Raw genomic sequence first — 19,467 nt, 5'->3', positions numbered from 1 at the left:
GACACAAGACCTAAATCCTGAGGGGGAAAGAGGGTGCATGTACTTTCTGTACTGTAGCAAAACTCCACATTTCGTTTCGAACAAATAAGTAGAATAGATATGCTGACGGCATACGTATGTTGGCGGTGATACATGACGTAACATCTTCGATATGTGTGTACGGCATAAGATTAAGGAAAACGCAATATGGGGGAAGCGGAATCCGAAAGACACAAGACCTAAATCCTGAGGGGGAAAGAGGGTGCATGTACTTTCTGTACTGTGGCAAAACTCCACATTTCGTTTTATAAAAGGATTATATTAACTATCAGACATTTAGCTATGAAACTACGTATTGTAATCCTGCTCTTGGCTTCACTATCGCTTGCTGTAATCAAAGCAGATGGCCAGAGAGCTGTGACAATCAAGACAGATTTTGTCCACACCGCGCTACCGGTAACACCGAACCTCGCCCTTGAGGTCGCTCTGTCATCAAAAATCTCCGCTGAGATAACCGGGGCCTACAACCCTTTCGTCTTCGGAGAAAAGAAAATCAAACACTATATGGTGCGCCCTTCTATACGCTACTACTTCGACGAAGTGGCACAAGGAGGTCACTTTGTAGCAATGGATCTATTTGGAGGGCAGTTCAATGCAGTAGGATGGAACATACCTATCAAGCCATTGAGCTATATAAAGGACTTCAGATACGAAGGGACATTCTACGGTGTCGGACTTGGTTACGGGTATCGCTATGATTTTGCCAAGCATTGGGGCATTGAGTTTGGTCTATCTCTTGGCTACGCACGTATTGACTATGAAAAATTTAAGTGCATCAAGTGTGGAAGTAAAATTGGAGAAGGAAAACATAACCATATCGGTGTCACAAAGGCTGCCATAGCCCTTGTATACAAGATTTAAGGAACTAACATTAAACCAATTTATTAATCACTCTAATTTATTATTTAACTATGAAAAAGATTACATCTGTTTTTCTTGGTGCTGCAATGATCCTTGGCGTGTTCGCGTGTAAGGAAGATCAGCAAACGCCTGTAGCAGAACAAGCTACCGGTTCTATCAAGATTACTGTCGGCACTCAACTACGTGCAGAAGGAAACTTGTCAGGCTTAACCAACAATCTCATCCCTGGAGAAGAGGTGGTAAAGAAACTTCAAGTATGGGTATTCAATGGTGATATTCGCGAAAAATATGGGGAAGCCGCAGCTACAACATTGACATTAGAAGGCATTACAGTCGGATCACGCGATGTATTTGTGTTTGTCAATTCTGATTTGGCAGAAAACTCAACAAAAGACGCCTTGAAAGAAGCTCAGTACACTTACGCAACTCAGGATGTAGCAGGTAAGGGGCTGTTGATGACTCAAGATGGAGATTTGTTTACGACCGTACAAGTAGAAGAAGGAAAGACTGCGGAACAAGCAATCACTGTGAAGAGACTTGTTGCACGTGTCGACCTTCGCCAACTTGAATTAAATCTTGACCCAGAGGCTAAGAAATTCTTTGATGAACTAGCTGACGTGGAAGTAGCAATGTACGATGTCCCTAAAGTTGTCAAAATGGGAACAGGTGCAGTCGGCGAACCGGGGGGTCTGCTAATTGGTAAAAAATGGTCTTCTATCGCCAACCTTGATACAAAGGAAGAGGCTGAAGGTCTTTTGCAGAGTAACGTAACATTCGAGATAACAAGCGATAAAGCGCCATATTTCTATGTCAACCCATTGATGGAGGCTGGCAATACCCCTATGAAGTTAGTTCTACGTGGTAAGCCAAAGAAAGGCGGACAAGCTGTTTCTGCAGAAGGACTTTACACTGATGCTGAGGGCTATATGTACTATAAAGTGGACATCAAGGGTAAAGAAAACAATAACAAGATTCTTCGCAATACAGTTCATATCCTTTCAGGCTCAATCACAAACATGGGAGCACCAAATATTGATGGAGCTAAGAAGGGTAGTATCAAAGTCAACATCCAAGTTGCTGACTGGGAAGAAACTAACCAAAATGTCACTTGGTAATCCTCACGACTTAGGGGTGTACATGCTATCACTCATCGTTCTGTGAGTAAAAACAGTAGATAGTATCAAGATCGATCCCCTCGCAAAAATCGATCAACCACGGAAACGAGAAATCTTTTCCGTGGTGCTAAAAGGCCAAGAGAAATTTGTCAAGAATAACTTAACATCTAACTATATCGCTATGAATAGGACTTTTAAAGTACTTCTATCCGGAGTAATCCTAGGGATGCTTTCGCTCACAAGCTGTATAAAAGAGGATAACAGCGACTGTCCGCGACCTTTCAGCATCTACCTCAAAGCTCTGGATGCCGACGACAAAGACATTACTGCCAATGGAGATGTCAAGAATGCGGTCGTCTTCATCATCAATGATCAGGGAGACGTCATCAAAACCCTTAAAATGACTGAAGAACAGATCAAATCAAGAGTTCCCATTGAAGTCGAATTCCAATATGGGCAAAAAGGGTCAGTTCGGGTGTCCGCATGGGGGAATATCAACGAACAAATAGGATTTCCCAATCCGGCTTCTATCAAACACGTTGATGAAATCAAAGCTACACTCAAGAGTGCAGGCGAGGGACTTTCGATGCAACCCTCGGATCTCTTCCAAGGTGAAATCGTAGCGCCTATCGTCACAGGAGGTCTTGAGCCTTCCGGAAATCATGTCGTGGAAATCAGACGCAAGACGGCACAAGTCTCCATGACTGCAGTAGGACTAAAACAATGGAATAGTAACAAGGAGGGTAAATATTCCTTCATACTACGAAAGGTACAGAGTCTATATGACAACAAAGGGGCATTTGGAGGTACAGAAACAGGCATTTCTGTGGATGGGACTACAGATGCAGATGGTGTCATGACAAAAACAGGACTCTTCAGAGCCTTTCCTCCAAAGAACAGTGAAGCCTATGTTGTAGATATCCTCTTCAACGGCACTGTTATACATTCTGCTAGTGTAGGCAAGGACGGAAAGCCCTTTGTCCCTACCCTCGGGAAAGTGCTGAACATCGTGATCGACTTCTATAGCAGTATTTCTGTATCTGTCGTGATCACAGACTGGGATGAAGTCTACCAGCACATCATCTTGGGTAATAAATAACTAAAGAATAGCTAACACAGACTAATATAAGAAGGCTATGAAAAGAACATCCTATATTAAACTTACGCTCATCTTTGCCTCTGTCATTGCGATCCTGTTCTCATGTAAGACGGATAAAAATTCATCTAATCCGGAAGAGACAGGACTCATCTACTTGCAATTCTCTTCGGAAGAAACATCCGTACGATCAGAACCAGAGGAGAAAGAGATACGGGAATTGATGCTGTTTATCTTTCACGGAGACAGATTGGAGGTTGCCAAAGAATATCCTAATCCCACAATACCGGTAATGGAAGTCGTTGTCGGACACAAAGACGTGTATGTGGTAGCCAATCCCTCTCCTGCACTGAAACTAAAGCTCAAGGAGATAAAGACAAAAGCCGGATTTGATGGATCTTTGATAACAACATCTCAAAATACATTCAGACAACCTCCGTTTGAAATGTTTGGCAAGGTGGAAGGAGTAGAGGTAAGGGCAGACCAGCCGGAGACAGCCAATATATCTCTGAAGAGAGTGGTAGCAAAAATATCGATCAAGTTGGTAAACGAAGAAGTTGCCGCTCACAAGTTAGTTGTGGAAGAGATATTACTTGAAAATAACGCCGATCATACAACTTTGATTGAGGGACTTACTTCAACTTCCAACATTCAGAATTATTCAGGTAAAATAACAGGAACCGGGGGGACATACGTGTTTGATCAGTCCGGAGAGCTGCAACTTGATCCCGTCTATGTCAACGAATACAAGCCCTCGGCAGTAGATAAAGCAACAGCATTGGTCATCAGGGGGAAATATGATGATATCCCCACAACATACAGGGCAGTCATCAATAGCACAATCTCGGGCGATGACTTAGGAAACCCTTCAGAGTACCCCAACGACGGGTCTCTACAAATACTACGTAACTATCATTACAAAATCACGGCAACCATCACACGTCCCGGAGCCATCGACGGATTGGTACTCAAAACTGATGTACTGCCTTGGAATGTAGTACAAAGTCATGTTCAGGTAAAAGATGACCCGATAGAAACACTGTTCAACGTTCAGTTTACTCAAGAAGAACACGAGACTTCCATGAGCAGTCCATTCTCATTTGAATTTACACTGCTAAAAGCCGAACAAGGGACGAAGTGGGTGGCAACTTTGGATAATGGCAACGAGTTTGCTTTCGCGGATCCGGCAAGCAGCTATGGGGAAATAGGTCAGAAAAAGACGATTACGGTCAGACCTCTCAAAGCTATCCATGGGGGACAAGAACGTAAGACCAAACTCACTATTACTCTCATTATGCCAAGCCATGAGAAGAAACTCGTAGAGTTTTATCCGGGGCAAACTTCACTCACAATTAAACAGATAAACAACTAAGAAATCGACCAATAATATGAAAAACTTAGTCAAAATACTCTTCACAACTTCTCTTCTGCTGGCCGCTACACTCACTGGTTGCAGTAACAAGGAGTGGGAGCCTGCGAAGTATGATGATGATAATCTGAGTTTCCGGCTGAAATTACCTATCCCTACTGTCCAAACTCGTGCGGAAGATCAGGGTACGGCCGACGAGAGAAAGATACAGACTCTTCACGCCTACTTCTTCAATGGGGCTAATTTGATTTTCAGCTCAGAAATTACTGTCCCTTCAACATCTAAAGAAGAACAACTACTCTTCCTACCGGTGGCGAAGGCACAACAAAACTTGTTTGACGGGAATCATTCGTACGATGTCTATTTTGTAGCTAATGCAAATAAACTTGATGTGACGACATTAGATGCCTTCAAATCGACAATTATCAATACAAAACCTGATGGATCAGCGGGTAGTTTTGTCATGACAGGCATGCTCTCCGGAGTTAGCCCAAAGATCAATGCGGCAAGCAGAAATTTGGGATTAGTCAGTATGAAGCGTCTTGCAGTAAAGATTGAGGTTGGTGTAACCGGTTTTGTACTCTCCGGTTACCGGATTCAAGGAAATATCAAGTTCACATTGAAAAATTCAACCACAAAATCCTACTTGTCAAAAGAAGAAACACTTCCGGAGTTTATGGAGACAGAGGATGTTTCACAGTTGAAGCCTTTGGCAGCAAATGCGACATTCTATTCTTACGCCAACTATCGAAATAGTGAGGACAATTCCACCTATATAGACTTGACAGTACCTATACAAAAAATGAATAGTGCTGACACTCAGATATACAATTACTTCTACAGAGCCTATCTATCCGGAGAGCAAACCAATCTCGTGCTCAATCCCAATCACTTGTACCGCGTTAGGATAACAGTTATAAAGCTCGGTAGTTTGGATCCTGAGCAGCCTTCTATGGATGTCTGCATACAGTTTGAAAAAGTGGAAACCACATCAGGGGTTGTCTCTACAGTGACCGTCAACAAAGCTCACTACCTCGTGATCTCTGAGAACAAAGCGGAGATGAAAAACATCAACTCTTATCTCATTGACTACAATACTTCTGATGAGGTAGAGATCAGAGATGTCAAAGCATTCTCTAAGTACGTTGATGCAAATGGCATTGAACAGACTCCTCCTGCAACAGGGGATCAAATTCCAACGGTCGAACTGACTGCGGACCACAAGATCCGAATCACATCAAAAGTGCCGGTCAACTCAGTACCAAAGATCATCACATTCAAGTTGGCGCATAAGACTTACTTTGGTATCGATCCCATTGAGGTAGAAATCAAGCAATACCCGGGCGAATTTATCACAAGCACGTGGGGTACAAAATCCAGTTCTCAGCCGGACGGAAATTTGGCACCACACCTTAACAACAAGGCCATATACAATGTGGTATCATTAGTTCCGGACGGCAAGCACATCCTTGGGTTCCCTCCTAAAACAAGGATAAAGTTTTACAAGACACAAGGTAGTGGCACCGTAGTACTAACAGAAGATGTTGTTGTCGATAATGAAGAGACAGCCAACATGGTGTCACCGAGCTTTGAGCTTGCTTCTCAGTTAGGAGCCTCTATCCCTATGCCTTATCAAGTAAAGGATGCCCAAGGGCACTACATTGCGAGGGGAAGTGGAGATACAAATATAAACGCACTTTTCTACTGCGCAGACTATTGGGAAGAGCGCATGGAAAATGGGCAACCTGTAAAGTTGAAAGACTGGAGACTCCCAACCAAGGCCGAAATCCTGCTTATAGAGAAACTCCAAAAGGATCCACAGAGCGCAGTCAAATCCATCATGACAGGGCTCTACTACTGGTCAAATCTGTCCTTCCCTGCTGTAAAATTAAACAATCCGACATCAGGGTCGTCAACGACCAGTGCGCACACCCGCTGTATCAGAGACGTGAAATAATAAAGTAACTATCAGAGATAAAACTTAAGAAAGTAAGAATTATGAAAGCAATAACACATAAGATACTCTGGCTATTGGCTTTAAGCGTACTGATAGTTGCATGTAAGTATGCAGACGACCACGACCCCATCAATGGTGAAGAGATGCAAGAAATATCTTTTTCTCTCGATGGTGATGAAAGTTCGCTTAGGGTTGAGGGAGCAGCTCCCTTCACGATCAATACCGTAGACCTCCTCATTTGTGACGAAGACGGAATGATCATAAAAAAGGTAACCGCAGTCAAACAAACAACCAAATACAAAGTCAAAGTAACCAAAACCGGCAAAAAGCGTATCGTCCACTTCCTCATCAACTATGATTGGGCGCAATGGGCCGGGATAGAGCTCAAAGGCAAAGACAGTCGAGAAATACTACCCGCATCGAATACGTCCAAGACCGATAATCCTGTGGCTTGGCAGACCAAGACACTGAACAACGGCTTTATAGGGACTGACCCTTTGGGGACAGCTCCGATACAAGTACTCCCTGCAATGGCACAGATCAGAGTGATAAGGGGATATGACTCAAGCGTGCTTACACAAGACAAATACTCTGTATATAACTACAAGTATGCGACAGTAGCACCGTTCAATACCCTAACACGACAGTTTGACACCGGTGTGATCACAGTACCTTCTGACGAGACATTGGTATTTGGCTCTGAACAAAGTCTTGGCACAACCGTCTACACACCCGAAAGAAAAAATATAGAAGCCTCTGCAAATTACTCCTGCGTCATCCTTGAGGGCATATACAATGGAAAGAAGACCTACTATAAGATTGACATTGTTGACGATCAGGGAAATCGTGTAAATCTCGAGCGTAACAAACTCTACACCCTCACGATAGGTACGATATCATCAGCCGGAGCCAGCACCAAACAGGAAGCTCTCGCGGGTGCTGCAGCCAATACAAACTTCTCTCAAGATGCCGCACTCGAAGTGTATCCATCAATCACCGACGGCAAACACAAACTCGAGGTCGACAAGAACTTCATCTTTGTCACCACAGAGGGCACTGCAAAGTTCAAAGCAACTTACAGCGAAAAGGCAAATGGAGGCACATTCCGGATCGACAATTCAAAGATCAAAGAACCAAGGGTTTTACCCGTCGCAGGATATGAACCGGCGATCATCAATCTCACAAAATCAGCTGACGGAGAAGTAAACATGACTCTCAAGCCAATGTCAGACAAAGAGTTGAGATCAAGAGTAGAAGTCTACGTCGATCACAAAAATGCCGCAGGAGAAAATGTCCGCATCTATAGATCTGTCATTGTTGTCGTAAGCAAGCCTTTCACACAAGTGCTCCCAAACGTGGTTGCACAAAGGATACAAAAAGCCCTTATCACGCTTGAAGGTGGATTACCAAGCAGTTTCCCGAGCCAATTGCTACCAACGGATATCAGTTTCACGACAGAAAACTTCTATCCTCACGAAAGCAACCCGATGACATTGTCCATCGAAGGGGGCAAGCCGGTGTACACCTATCATATCCCTGACTCATACAAACCGGGATCGGCACTTCCGTTGAAATTCCACTCCAACAAGAGTGACAATGCAGAGACTATACAGATATCAGCCAACCAAGGCTTGTACAAAACATCTGTCAACGTAGTAAATAACTAAAATAACAATGACCTGATTTCAGATGAAGGGTCGGTGAGGATCGCCTCACCGACCCTTTGTCTTTGATATATGGAAACTCCATATGGGGGTATACCTCCTCCAAAAAGGTTGTCTAACTTGACACATCAAGTTAGACAACTTCATTCATCAAGTTAGACACATCGATTTCGAGGCTTCTATATCTTTTTCAGGAAGAGTCTGAGCAGACTATTCTTCGTCCCTGATACTGAATCACCATACAGGTCCCGGAGCCTTCTGATCATCGGTCGGGAAAGGCGGACCACAAGATCTGCAAATATGATCTTTATGCAGGGCAACCGCATCAAAAATCTCGACAAAACACAAGTTGCTAATTTTCAAATGATTGCATTTTGAGGATTATATTCAAAGATAAAGAATGCACTCAAAACTATGATTGATAATCAGGCACTTACATTTTAATGCGGTTGCCCTGATCTTTATGTCATCCCATAAGGTAGTGTCTGCGAAATATAGTAAATTTGCAAATTATGAGATTTGACATAGAAGTAACAGACACCCGCTCATCTGCACGAGCGGGGATTTTGCACACCGATCACGGTGACATCCACACTCCGATCTTCATGCCCGTTGGGACGGTAGGCTCGGTAAAGGCGGTGCACATGCACGAAGTAAAAGACGATATAGGTGCAGAGATTATCCTCGGAAATACCTACCACTTATACTTGAGACCGGGGACAGATATCATCAAAGAGGCAGGAGGCCTGCACCGCTTCAACAGTTGGGATAGGCCCATACTGACGGACAGCGGAGGCTTCCAAGTTTTTTCACTCACGCACAGACGTAAAATGAGTGAAGAAGGGGTCGTATTCCGGTCACACATAGATGGTTCAAAGCATCTTTTCTCTCCGGAAAGAGTGATGGATATAGAGAGAGCCATAGGTGCTGATATCATGATGGCTTTTGATGAGTGTACGCCCGGGGATGCAGACTATAGATATGCAAAAGAGTCACTGGCTCTGACGGAACGTTGGTTGGATCGTTGTTTCAAAAGATTCAACGAAACGGAACCTCTCTACGGATATCGACAATCACTGTTTCCCATAGTGCAGGGATGTGTCTACCCTGACCTGAGGAGACAAGCTGCAAAGAAAGTTGCAGAATATGGAGCTGACGGGAATGCCATCGGAGGACTTTCGGTAGGAGAACCCACCGAAGCAATGTACGATATGATCGAGGTCGTCAATGAAGTCCTTCCGAAAGACAAACCCAGATATCTCATGGGAGTCGGGACTCCTGCAAATATATTGGAAGGTATCGAGAGAGGTGTCGACATGTTTGATTGTATCATGCCTACTCGCAATGGACGTAATGGGCAACTGTTTACTTGGCAGGGCACGATGAATATGCGTAATGCCAAGTGGGCGAATGATCACTCTCCGCTCGATCCTCAAGGGACCTCTTTTGTGGATCACACCTACAGCAAAGCTTATGTAAGGCACCTCATGGTATCACAAGAGATATTGGCACTACAAATAGCATCTATACACAACCTTGCATTTTACTTGGATCTTGTGCGGACAGCACGAAAGCATATTATACAAGGAGATTTTTCTCAATGGAAAGCGTCTGTTTTACCGGCACTCTCCCAACGTCTTTGATTTGAAGAGATGAACAAAAAGCTAACTAAACTATACGACCGCATCGGGCTGCTCAGGATCGACAGGTACATCATCAGCAGATTCTTAGGGACATTCATGTTTATCCTTATGTTGATCATGGCTATTATCGTGGTCATCGACGTACAGGAAAACCTCTCGGATTTGCTTAAGCCTGAGGTATCAATGTATGAGATTATATTCAACTACTACTTGGCCCTGGTTCCATACTTCGCCAACTTGTTAGCTCCCCTGTTCATCTTTATCACGGTCATTTTCTTTACATCAAAATTGGCTGCGCGCTCCGAGATCATAGCCATACTTGCATCAGGGATGAGCTTCACTCGTTTTTTGCGTCCGTACATGATATCTGCCGCTATATTGAGCCTTGTGTCTTTTGCGTTCAGTAGTGGAGTCTTGCCCAAACTCAACAAAACCCGCATAGCGTTCCAGTATAAGTACATCAAAGACAAAAAAGTGGTAGTGGACGACAACCTCCAACTTGAGGTAGCGCCAAATGTCTTTGCCTTCTTCGGATCTTTTGACTCGAGAGACAACGAAGGGCGCAACTTCTCCATGGAAAAATACGAGGGCAAGAGCCTTGTCTCGCGATTGACAGCAGAGAGGATTATCTACAACGGGGGTGACAACTGGACAATAAAGGACTATAGAATACGTAACTTCGAAGGTCTGTATGAGCATACAGAGGCCGGAGAAGAGCTTGACACCGTCATGGTGCTCAGGCCTGCAGACCTCCTTATCTCTGAAGGGGATAGCGAACTCCTTACGACCTATCAACTACATAAGTACATCGAAAGTCAGAAGAGAAGAGGACTTGGAAACATCAAAAACTTTCAGGTAGAGTACCATAGGCGGTTTGCCTCTATGCTTGCGGCATTTATCCTTACCTTGATTGGAGTCTCACTTTCGGCTCGTAAGGTCAAGGGGGGGCTCGGCTTCAATATTGCACTTGGCCTTGCCCTTGCATTCTCCTATATACTTCTCTTTACAGTCTCAAGTACTTACGCTATCAGTGGAGAGATGTCCCCTTTTGTGGCAACTTGGTTACCCAACATACTTTATGTCCCGATAGCCTTATTCTTCTATTACAGAGCAAGAAAATAAACAAACCTCCTATATCTGTCCCCCATGCCATCGCTGTATGCCGACGTACTCTTACCTCTATCGCTGCGAAAGTGCCGATATACGTACATCGTACCAAAGGGGATGGAACAACAGGAGTTGCTCTATCGTTTGGTGAGTGTCAGCTATGGCCCCGGGAAAGTATACTCCGGACTTATAGTTGATTTATCATCGACCCTCCCCGACCCTTCGATAAAGTATAAACCGATACTCAATCTACATCCCTACCCTTCTCTACCACCAAGCACTTGGCAATTGCTCTCTTGGATGGCAGAGTATTATATGTGTAGTGAAGGAGAGGTCTTCAAAGCTATGATCCCCGCAGCTTATCGTCCTGATGGGGAGACACATTATACAGTCAACACAGAGGGAAAAGAGGGAAACCGACTATCAGAGGCTCTGAAAAGTCTACCCAAGGTATTCACTCTGAAACAGTTCAAAAGGAATTTTCCGGAAGTTTCTTTCAAGGACTTATCAAAACTCTTGCAGCGTGGAGACATCATAGTCAGTGAGACCCAAGAACTTTCCTCTATGCCGAAAGTGATAAAAGGCTGGTGCGTATCTACGTCACTGCTATCAGATGTCGATCGACTGGAGGAGATCCGGAAAGCCCTCGGGCGAAGTCCGAAAGGTCTGAGAGTTTTGGAACAGATCGTTGAAAATCATAAGACAAAAGGGGACTCAGACTTGAGTCATAGAGATAGTATACCGATGTCTCTCAATGCGCTGTCAGAGAAATATATGGTCGGTATAGGAGTCATCAACAAACTCAGAGGCCATGGAGTATTTGAAGAAAAAGAAATGCTCCTTCAGTCCTCCATCTTTTCTCCAATAGGCATCTCTTCAGATGTGGTAGATGAGCTGTCAGACTGTCTTAAAGATTGCTTCAAGGATCAGAAAATAGTACTGGCACACCTACCGGGGTCATCGATCCATGAGCGTATCCCCTATGCCTTTATCTCAGATATACTCAAAAGTGGTGGACAAGTATTGCTTCTCCTACCAACTCAAGATGTTTTGCAACAACTTACGCCCGGCCTCGAAGCCAATTTTTCCAAAGATGCTCTTTTTCAATTTCATTCCGATATACCTGTCCGTGATCGCAACAACACATGGTATCAGACTCTGAATGGAAAATCGGGTTTGTATGTTGGGTTGCGTAAAGCTGCGCTACTGCCGTTTTCGAAGCTTCGATCTGTAGTTGTGGTAGACGAAGAGCACACGGGTTACAAACAGTTTGAACCGGCACCGAGATTTAATGCTCTCAATGTAGCCCTTGTACTTGCCCGGTTGACTCAATCGACTGTCGTAATGACAACTGCAACCCCCTCTGTGGACAGACAGATATTTGCTAAAGAAGGAAGATATGCTTATGTAAGCGTACCTATGGTAAAAAAGGGGATTGACTGTGAGATTGTATCACTAAAGGAGTCCTTTGAAAAAAACAAGGTGAGAGGAAGGCTTCTCTCATTCGAACTAATGGATGCGATCCGAGAGACCCTCCATAGAGGAGAGCAAAGCCTGCTCTTGCTACACCGCAAAGGGTATGCTCGCTCCGTCATATGCGAAGAGTGCAATATCCCCATCAAATGTCAAAAATGTAAAGTCCCATATAGATACTTTGAGCATAGCAAAAGTATCGTATGCCCATTCTGCGGGCATCATGAACCCGTGCCACAAACCTGTCCGGAGTGTGGTCACGAATCATTGACGTTTGAAGGTACCGGGGTCGAACGCCTTGCCACAGAGGTAGCGCACATCTATCCGGAAGCACAGATAGCGACCATAACCGACAAGCTCAGCGATGTTTCCCAAAACCTTGGGGCAGACATCATCCTTTCTTCTGACAATGAAGTTCCCCGTGCGCTCCTCGATAGAGTTTCTCTTATTGCCATAGTTCAGTTTGACTTGCTTGCTATGATGCATGACTTTCGTGCCAATGAGAGAGCCTACAGGCTTCTTTGTCAGTTTGAGAACGAAAGCCCTCATCTCAAGAAGATTGTCATCCAGTACTTGATCGACAACCAAAATGCACTGCTTGCTTTCAGAGATAAAAACTACATGCAACTCTTCGAGCACGAACTACAAGAGCGATTTACCGTCCATTATCCTCCTTTCTCACGCATGATCGATATCTATGTCGAGTCGTCAGACAAGAAAGCAGCCCAAGATGTTTCGACAAACATAGTCTCACACTGTCGTAAATATGAAGATCTTTCAGTCTTTGGTCCTGCTCCTCGTCCGAACCGGAAACAGTGGGTAGAAGCAGGATACAAAGTCTCGATCATGATCCCCCTTACCTCAGATTTAGGACAGATACGACAACAGCTTTACGAAGCTACCGATAGTGCTCTGGAGAAGGCAAATAACAGAAACACCAGGATCTACTTTGATGTAGATCCAATCTACTAAAAACATCAAAACATATAAATTCAATGCACAAGTACAGAATACTATTCGTATGTCTTGGCAACATCTGTCGCTCACCAATGGCCGAAGCTGTTGCAAACAAGATAATCAATACAAAGGGACTCACCCATATATCGGTGGACTCCGCTGGTATTATGGGGTATCATGAGGGCGAAAAGGCAGATCCTCGCATGCGCAAACACGGAGGAGAGAGGGGATACGAAGTGACCTCCATCTCTCGCCCGGTCACTTATGAAGATTTTGATGACTTTGATCTCCTCGTTGGTATGGATGACAGCAATGTAAAAGCCCTATATGACAAGGCTCCCACTGTCGAAGCCTCTCGAAAAATTGTGCGCATGGCAGACTATCTCACCTCACATCCGGATTATGACCACATCCCCGATCCATACTATGGAGGTGCAAAAGGATTTGATTTGGTAGTCGACCTATTGGAAGATGGAGTGGATCATCTCCTCAAGCAAGTATCTGAAAGACGGTGAACGACAAGAAAAAGTAATGGCTATAAATGAAAAAGTCCAGCCCAATCCTTAGAGATTTAGAGCCGGACATTTGTCTTCTATCGTACATTCCTCAATATCAAGGGATCAAAAAAGTTGCCTATCTTGACGAATCAAGATAGGCAACTTATGTCATCGAAGTAGGCATATCAATTGAGAACCTTCTACAACGTCTGAAAGAAAGGATTCTCCAGAAATGCTACGACTCCTTAAAAAGAAATCTGAAAGCCTCATCAACCCGAGACACCGGAACGATACGGATCCCGGCTCCTGAGAAGTCCATTCCCTTGGTATTATCTTTTGGGACAATGATAGTTGAGAATCCTATCTTCTTCGCCTCAGAGATCCGTTGTTCTATCCGAGAAACTGCTCTCACTTCTCCACTGAGACCGACCTCTCCGGTTACACATATATGCCTCTTTATCGGCAAATCAAGGTTGGAGGAAAGTACTGAAGCAAGTATCGCAAGGTCCAATGCAGGATCCGATATGCGTAACCCTCCTGCAATGTTGAGAAAAACGTCCTTTTGAATGAGCTTAAACCCGGCTCTTTTTTCAAGTACGGCAAGGAGCATATTCATGCGTCGGATATCTGCTCCCGTGGCTGATCGCTGAGGTGTCCCATAAATAGCGGAGCTGACAAGGGCCTGTACCTCTATCAGCAAGGGGCGGACTCCCTCTATCGTCGCAGCAATACAAACACCACTGAGGCTATCATCACCACCTGTCAACAGCAACTCAGAAGGGTTGGTCACTTCCCTCAGTCCCTCGCTACGCATCTCATATATACCTATCTCAGAAGTATTCCCAAATCTATTTTTAAGACTCCTGAGGATACGATACTGATGATTTTGATCGCCTTCGAAACGAAGCACGGTATCGACCAAGTGCTCCATCACCTTGGGGCCTGCAAGATTTCCATCCTTTGTGATATGTCCGATAATAAGGATCGGGATATTGTACTCCTTGGCAAAGTTAAGGAGAGCAGATGTACACTCCCTCACTTGGGTAAGACTGCCTGCCGAAGACTCTGCCGAAGCCGTCTGCATGGTCTGTATGGAGTCTATCACAAGTAGATCCGGACGTTCATTGATAGCTGTTTGGATAATAAGGTCAAGATCAGTCTCGCTGAAAAGTTTGCAATTAGCACATTCCCCGGTGTCGACGAGCCTATCCGCACGGAGCCTGATCTGCCCCGGACTCTCCTCTCCGGAAATATAGAGGGTGTCGAGCCCACGGTGCCGTACAACTGACTGCAAGACAAGTGTACTCTTACCGATACCAGGTTCACCGCCTATGAGGACAAGTGAGCCTTTGACAAGTCCTCCACCAAGGACGCGATTAAACTCACCGTCAAGCATGTCTATACGTGGAGCCTCCTCACCCGAAACCTGATTGAGAGGTATCGGAGTCCTTTCGGTCAGGTTTTGGCTGATCATAGTACGGGCATTGCCGATCTCCGGACGTACGGTATACTCCTTGAGAGTATTCCATGATCCACAAGACGGACATTTGCCCACCCACTTGGGGAAATCATCGCCGCATGAAGAGCAGAGGTAGACTGTCTTACTGTCTTTTTTAGCCATCTTGATCAGATTAATACTCCCTGCGCAATGGTAATGTAGTGCATCTTAGCAAACCGCCGAGCTTGGAAACTTCCCTATAAGCGACCTCTACAGTTTCTATACCATGCGCATTGAGCCACGCTTTGAGGCGAGTAAATGTGCTATCGATGACGACTTTCGTAGGTGAAATGCTAAACACGTTGGGATTCATCTGAAACATCTCCTCGCGAGTGATAATGAATGTATTCTCGACACCAAAGAGTTCAACCAAATACTCCCAATCTTCTCTGTGACGGAAACCTCCAGGGAAGAGAACACACTTATCTCCACCTATGGGCTGGAAACAGCAGTCAAGGTGCAAGACTCCGGTATATGGATCGGTATCATGCTTGACAAGCTCCAATGGTATAATTTCCTTGTGAGGAAAAAGGTCTTTGAGGAACCCGATAGCGTACTTATTTGTCCTCGCCATCTTGTAGTCAGAATAGTTTGGAGACAGATAAGTGCCTAGAAAGATCTTATCAAAGTACAAAATAACATCACCTCCCTCAATATGGACATGTGAGGGTGGAATGACAATCTTGGCAGGATCAATCTTAGCGAAGATTGAGTCATATGCCTTGAGTTCGGCCGCACGATCCTCTATAATATTGGCACGTACAATCTTATCCTCAATGACAAATGCAACATCCCTCGCAAATATCTGGTTGCAGTCGTGTATGCTTTCAGGACGCAAAACCTCTATACCTTGAGCTGTCAAAGCCTCTGCCAAGCCTTTAACCTCTCTCTCTATCGCCTCATCAGTGGGATAGACACCTCTAATGATAGAATTATATGACTTTGCATCATAAGCTTCATTGAGGGTAGGTTTGCGACCGGGTTCGGTACCCAACCCCACAACCACAGTTTTGAGCGTTCCACACTCATCATTTACATTCAGATGTATCATAAGTATTTGACTTTTTGATTAGATATCAATGTATTATTTCTTTTGGAGCACAAAGTCTATGTACTGCTTCGTATTCTCCTCAAGACGCTCCTCTAAATTAGGACTACCGGCACCATAAAAAGCAAAAACACCACCCGCTTTGGCACGTATAAACCCGGCAGTACCAATGATGAATGACATGTACTTCTCAAGTGATATATTGCCCGGAATGCTTTCGTCAAAACAAAAATCAGGAGCTCCACAGGAGACTGCAACTTCTAAGAGTTTGCCCTCCATGTGTGTACCACCCTCACCGTAACACCAACCCTCTGCCCATACTGTATCCATCCACACTTTCATGATTCCTGGAACCATGTACCAATACAGAGGGAACTGCAAGATGATACGATCAAACTTTTGGAGTAATGCTTGCTCGGACAAGAGATCAAAACTCCCATCAATTTTCACCACATCTGTAAGGACGTGAACATGTAAGTCCTCACTTTGGAGAGATTTTAGAGCTTCGGTCCATCTACGATTGATACATGACCCTGAAAGGTTTGGATGTCCTACAACGACTAATGTTTTCATATTTTTATTATATGTGATGCTGAATATAGTTGATTGTACTTATAAAATGTCGCTCGTAAAGAGCCTGACACAAAAGTACAAGATTTTAGCGAGAGGGAGAAACATTGGAATCAATATGGGTATGAGCATCATTCGCTTCCACCGGGAATAATGTACCTGAGACATAGGAGAGATTATTACTCAGGACAAAATGATCTATTCCCGATCTTCACACATATCATGAATTAAACACGACAATCGGGCCTCGAAATGCAACAGATAAAATGAACCAAGAGAGGCTGTTCTGTGTTTATCAAACTGAAAATACAAAAGAGATATTTATGGAATCTTTGCCATTCATAGAATGGTGCCTTGAGCACCTCAACTACTTCACGATTACACTTCTAATGATTGTGGAGAGTTCCTTCATACCTTTTCCATCGGAAGTGGTTATCCCACCGGCAGCATACATAGCTGCGACATCAGGAGATCTCAATGTCTATCTTGTGGTATTATTTGGGACTCTCGGAGCTGTCATCGGAGCTCTAATCAACTATGGATTGGCAATGTATCTGGGAAGACCCATCATTTACAGATTTGCCAATAGTCGCCTTGGAGCAATCTGTCTGATAGATGCAGCTAAGGTAGAAAAGGCAGAGAAGTTTTTTGATCGAAACGGGTCCATTTCGACATTCGTGGGGCGACTGATCCCAGGGATCCGACAACTAATATCCATACCTGCCGGCTTGGCGCGTATGTCATTGGGCAGGTTTATTCTCTTCACAGCTATTGGAGGCGGGATTTGGAATGCAGTCCTTGCCGGGCTTGGCTACTATGCTGCATCTGTCGTACCTCGTGATCAACTCATGGACTATATCACACGACATAGTCGCGAGGTAAGCTATGTCATTATCGGAATTGTAGTCATAGTTATTGGAATCCTGATTTACAAGGCCACCAAAAAGCCGAAGAGCAATAACATAATTATCAAATAACTCATTTATAAACATAAATACATACTACTATAACTATGGGAAAAATGATTGTCCACTATTGGAGTGATATCATGTGTCCTTTTTGCTACCTTGGAGAACAAGTACTCGCAAGAGCCTTGGATAGATTTGAACACAAGGATCAAGTCCATGTAAGATGGAAAAGTAGTATCCTACATCCGGAAATGGAAATAGGAAAAAGCGTGCCGTTTGTGGATCAAATGCATGAATATCGGGATGGTGGAGAAAAGCTGAACAAAAAAATTGCCAAACTCAAAGAAATGGCAGAAAAAGAGGGCTTAGAGTATGGACTTGAAAAGGCAAAAATTATCAACTCCACCCACGTCGCTCGAGTAATGAAGTTGGCAACTGACAAGTTCTTAACCCTCGAAGTTGCAAAAGCCTTCGGCAAAGGATACTTTAGTGATGGAGTAGACTTCTCAGATGAAAAAGAGATCAAGAGAGTAGCAGTAGAGGCAGGATTGGATGGAGAGGATGTAGATAGAGTCTTATCATCAAACGAATATATGTCTGAAATCATAGGAGACCAAGCAGCAGCATCTCAGACTTGTCCAAGATTTATTCCGACCGTATACTTCAATCATGGATTCATGATGGATGGACTTCTTGATGAAGATAAAATTGTCGAAACACTTCAAATTGCATACAAACAATGGAAGGCCTTCACTCACCAAGTCATGACGATGGATCATGAGTCCATGGGGCCTGACGAATGTGCGGCAATCTGTGATATGCCCGCTCCATATTAACTCTAAACAACGTTATTACGTCATTATATTATTGCTGTCCGCTAAACTTTAGAAGAGGGCAAAATAGGGCTTTCAATCCTAGTAAATAGGTTGTATTCCGTCTGATTTTGTTTCAGTACCCCCCCACCTTTATACAGCACTGTTTTTTTCGGACAGCCGACCTTGAGGAAGGATGAAAACCGTATAATCGTACACATTCCCTTCTCCAGTCTACTATTCAAAAACCTCTGGCGCAAACACAGGGCTGTATAACGTCCTTTTCACGCAGATTTTAGCGGGCAGCTGATGATTTTTACTGAATGACAGGTGTTTAGGAATTTATTTTAGAGGAAGAGAGCTTACATCCGAATATTACCTGAGCTTGAATGAGGCTACGAGTGAATGCAAAAGTTTTATCGGACAGCAATGTCATTATATAATCCCCGAAAGCGTCAGGTTACGCCTTCGGGGATATTTTGTTGATCCGCTTTCTACCCGCAAAGACAATACACAGCCACACCTCACTCATCCATTGAAGTCGAATAGCATCTCTGCCCCCTTCCCCCAAAAAGAGTAATAAGCATCAGTAATAGAATTAAGCTACACAAAAAGCGTAGAAAAAGAATAGGAATCGAAGGGAGATAGGAGAGATAGAAGCGAAAGTCGCAAGACTGAAAAAGCTGACAGAGAAAGAAAAAAAGAAAGAGAACTCCAAAAAGCTGCCCGGGAAAGAGAGATACAAAAGACTAAGAGAACAAGGCGAGTAAACCAAATGTGGGTAAATCAAGGAGACATGAACCAATACAGACACAGAAAGGCACATACAGAAAAGCATACAAAAAAGAGAGTC

15 protein-coding genes are annotated in these 19,467 nt (G+C 44.1%); 12 read left to right on the top strand and 3 right to left on the bottom strand.

Going from position 1 to position 19,467, the window contains the following annotated elements; all coding sequences use genetic code 11:
* Nucleotides 1-321 precede the first annotated feature (321 nt).
* The 10 genes from Q4A14_RS00605 (at nt 322) to Q4A14_RS00560 (ending at nt 13,796) form a co-directional block, all read left to right on the top strand.
* Nucleotides 322-900 (top strand): DUF3575 domain-containing protein, encoded by a 579-nt coding sequence (locus Q4A14_RS00605; RefSeq protein ID WP_303169173.1) that lies wholly within the window; start codon nt 322-324, stop codon nt 898-900.
* Nucleotides 901-950: 50 nt separating this feature from the next.
* Entirely contained in the window at nt 951-2,015 is a 1,065-nt protein-coding gene (locus tag Q4A14_RS00600) for a fimbrial protein (protein WP_303169172.1), read from the top strand.
* A 181-nt stretch (nt 2,016-2,196) separates the two neighbouring features.
* The gene (locus Q4A14_RS00595; protein ID WP_303169170.1) at nt 2,197-3,114 is read left to right on the top strand and encodes a FimB/Mfa2 family fimbrial subunit; all 918 of its coding nucleotides are present in this window, start codon (nt 2,197-2,199) and stop codon (nt 3,112-3,114) included.
* Between the two features lie 37 nt (nt 3,115-3,151).
* Nucleotides 3,152-4,483: a FimB/Mfa2 family fimbrial subunit gene (locus tag Q4A14_RS00590; protein ID WP_303169167.1), complete on the top strand. Its 1,332-nt coding sequence runs from the start codon at nt 3,152-3,154 to the stop codon at nt 4,481-4,483.
* Between the two features lie 16 nt (nt 4,484-4,499).
* Entirely contained in the window at nt 4,500-6,437 is a 1,938-nt protein-coding gene (locus tag Q4A14_RS00585; protein WP_303169165.1) for a fimbrial protein, read from the top strand.
* 41 nt (nt 6,438-6,478) lie between these two features.
* Nucleotides 6,479-8,104 carry a hypothetical protein gene (locus tag Q4A14_RS00580; RefSeq protein ID WP_303169164.1) on the top strand — a complete coding sequence of 542 codons (1,626 nt, stop codon included), beginning with the start codon at nt 6,479-6,481 and terminating at the stop codon, nt 8,102-8,104.
* 509 nt (nt 8,105-8,613) lie between these two features.
* On the top strand, nt 8,614-9,744 hold the full coding sequence (gene tgt, locus Q4A14_RS00575; RefSeq protein WP_303169162.1) for a tRNA guanosine(34) transglycosylase Tgt: 1,131 nt from the start codon (nt 8,614-8,616) through the stop codon (nt 9,742-9,744).
* Between the two features lie 9 nt (nt 9,745-9,753).
* Nucleotides 9,754-10,866, top strand: coding sequence for an LptF/LptG family permease (locus Q4A14_RS00570; RefSeq protein ID WP_303169160.1), 1,113 nt, complete (start codon nt 9,754-9,756; stop codon nt 10,864-10,866).
* Nucleotides 10,867-10,890: 24 nt separating this feature from the next.
* On the top strand, nt 10,891-13,296 hold the full coding sequence (priA, locus tag Q4A14_RS00565; RefSeq protein WP_303169158.1) for a primosomal protein N': 2,406 nt from the start codon (nt 10,891-10,893) through the stop codon (nt 13,294-13,296).
* 23 nt (nt 13,297-13,319) lie between these two features.
* Nucleotides 13,320-13,796: a low molecular weight protein-tyrosine-phosphatase gene (locus tag Q4A14_RS00560; protein ID WP_303169156.1), complete on the top strand. Its 477-nt coding sequence runs from the start codon at nt 13,320-13,322 to the stop codon at nt 13,794-13,796.
* A gap of 217 nt (nt 13,797-14,013) precedes the next feature.
* Here the strand turns inward: Q4A14_RS00560 and radA are convergent, their stop codons facing one another.
* Genes radA through Q4A14_RS00545 form a run of 3 tightly spaced genes read right to left on the bottom strand, consistent with a single transcriptional unit; the run spans nt 14,014 to nt 16,897 of the window.
* Nucleotides 14,014-15,399, bottom strand: coding sequence for a DNA repair protein RadA (radA, locus tag Q4A14_RS00555; protein ID WP_303169155.1), 1,386 nt, complete (start codon nt 15,397-15,399; stop codon nt 14,014-14,016).
* 10 nt (nt 15,400-15,409) lie between these two features.
* Nucleotides 15,410-16,327: a dimethylarginine dimethylaminohydrolase family protein gene (locus tag Q4A14_RS00550; RefSeq protein ID WP_303169153.1), complete on the bottom strand. Its 918-nt coding sequence runs from the start codon at nt 16,325-16,327 to the stop codon at nt 15,410-15,412.
* Nucleotides 16,328-16,360: 33 nt separating this feature from the next.
* Nucleotides 16,361-16,897: an NAD(P)H-dependent oxidoreductase gene (locus Q4A14_RS00545; protein WP_303169151.1), complete on the bottom strand. Its 537-nt coding sequence runs from the start codon at nt 16,895-16,897 to the stop codon at nt 16,361-16,363.
* Between the two features lie 320 nt (nt 16,898-17,217).
* On the opposite strand from Q4A14_RS00545, the gene Q4A14_RS00540 reads away from it, so the two are divergent.
* On the top strand, nt 17,218-17,871 hold the full coding sequence (locus Q4A14_RS00540; protein WP_303169149.1) for a DedA family protein: 654 nt from the start codon (nt 17,218-17,220) through the stop codon (nt 17,869-17,871).
* Between the two features lie 35 nt (nt 17,872-17,906).
* On the top strand, nt 17,907-18,638 hold the full coding sequence (locus tag Q4A14_RS00535; protein ID WP_303169147.1) for a DsbA family protein: 732 nt from the start codon (nt 17,907-17,909) through the stop codon (nt 18,636-18,638).
* Nucleotides 18,639-19,467: the final 829 nt, after the last annotated feature.

Source organism: Porphyromonas sp., assembly GCF_030529325.1.
GTDB lineage: Bacteria > Bacteroidota > Bacteroidia > Bacteroidales > Porphyromonadaceae > Porphyromonas_A.
The sequence above is the reverse complement of the archived record's forward strand: the minus strand, read 5'-3'. Positions and strand labels throughout refer to the sequence as shown.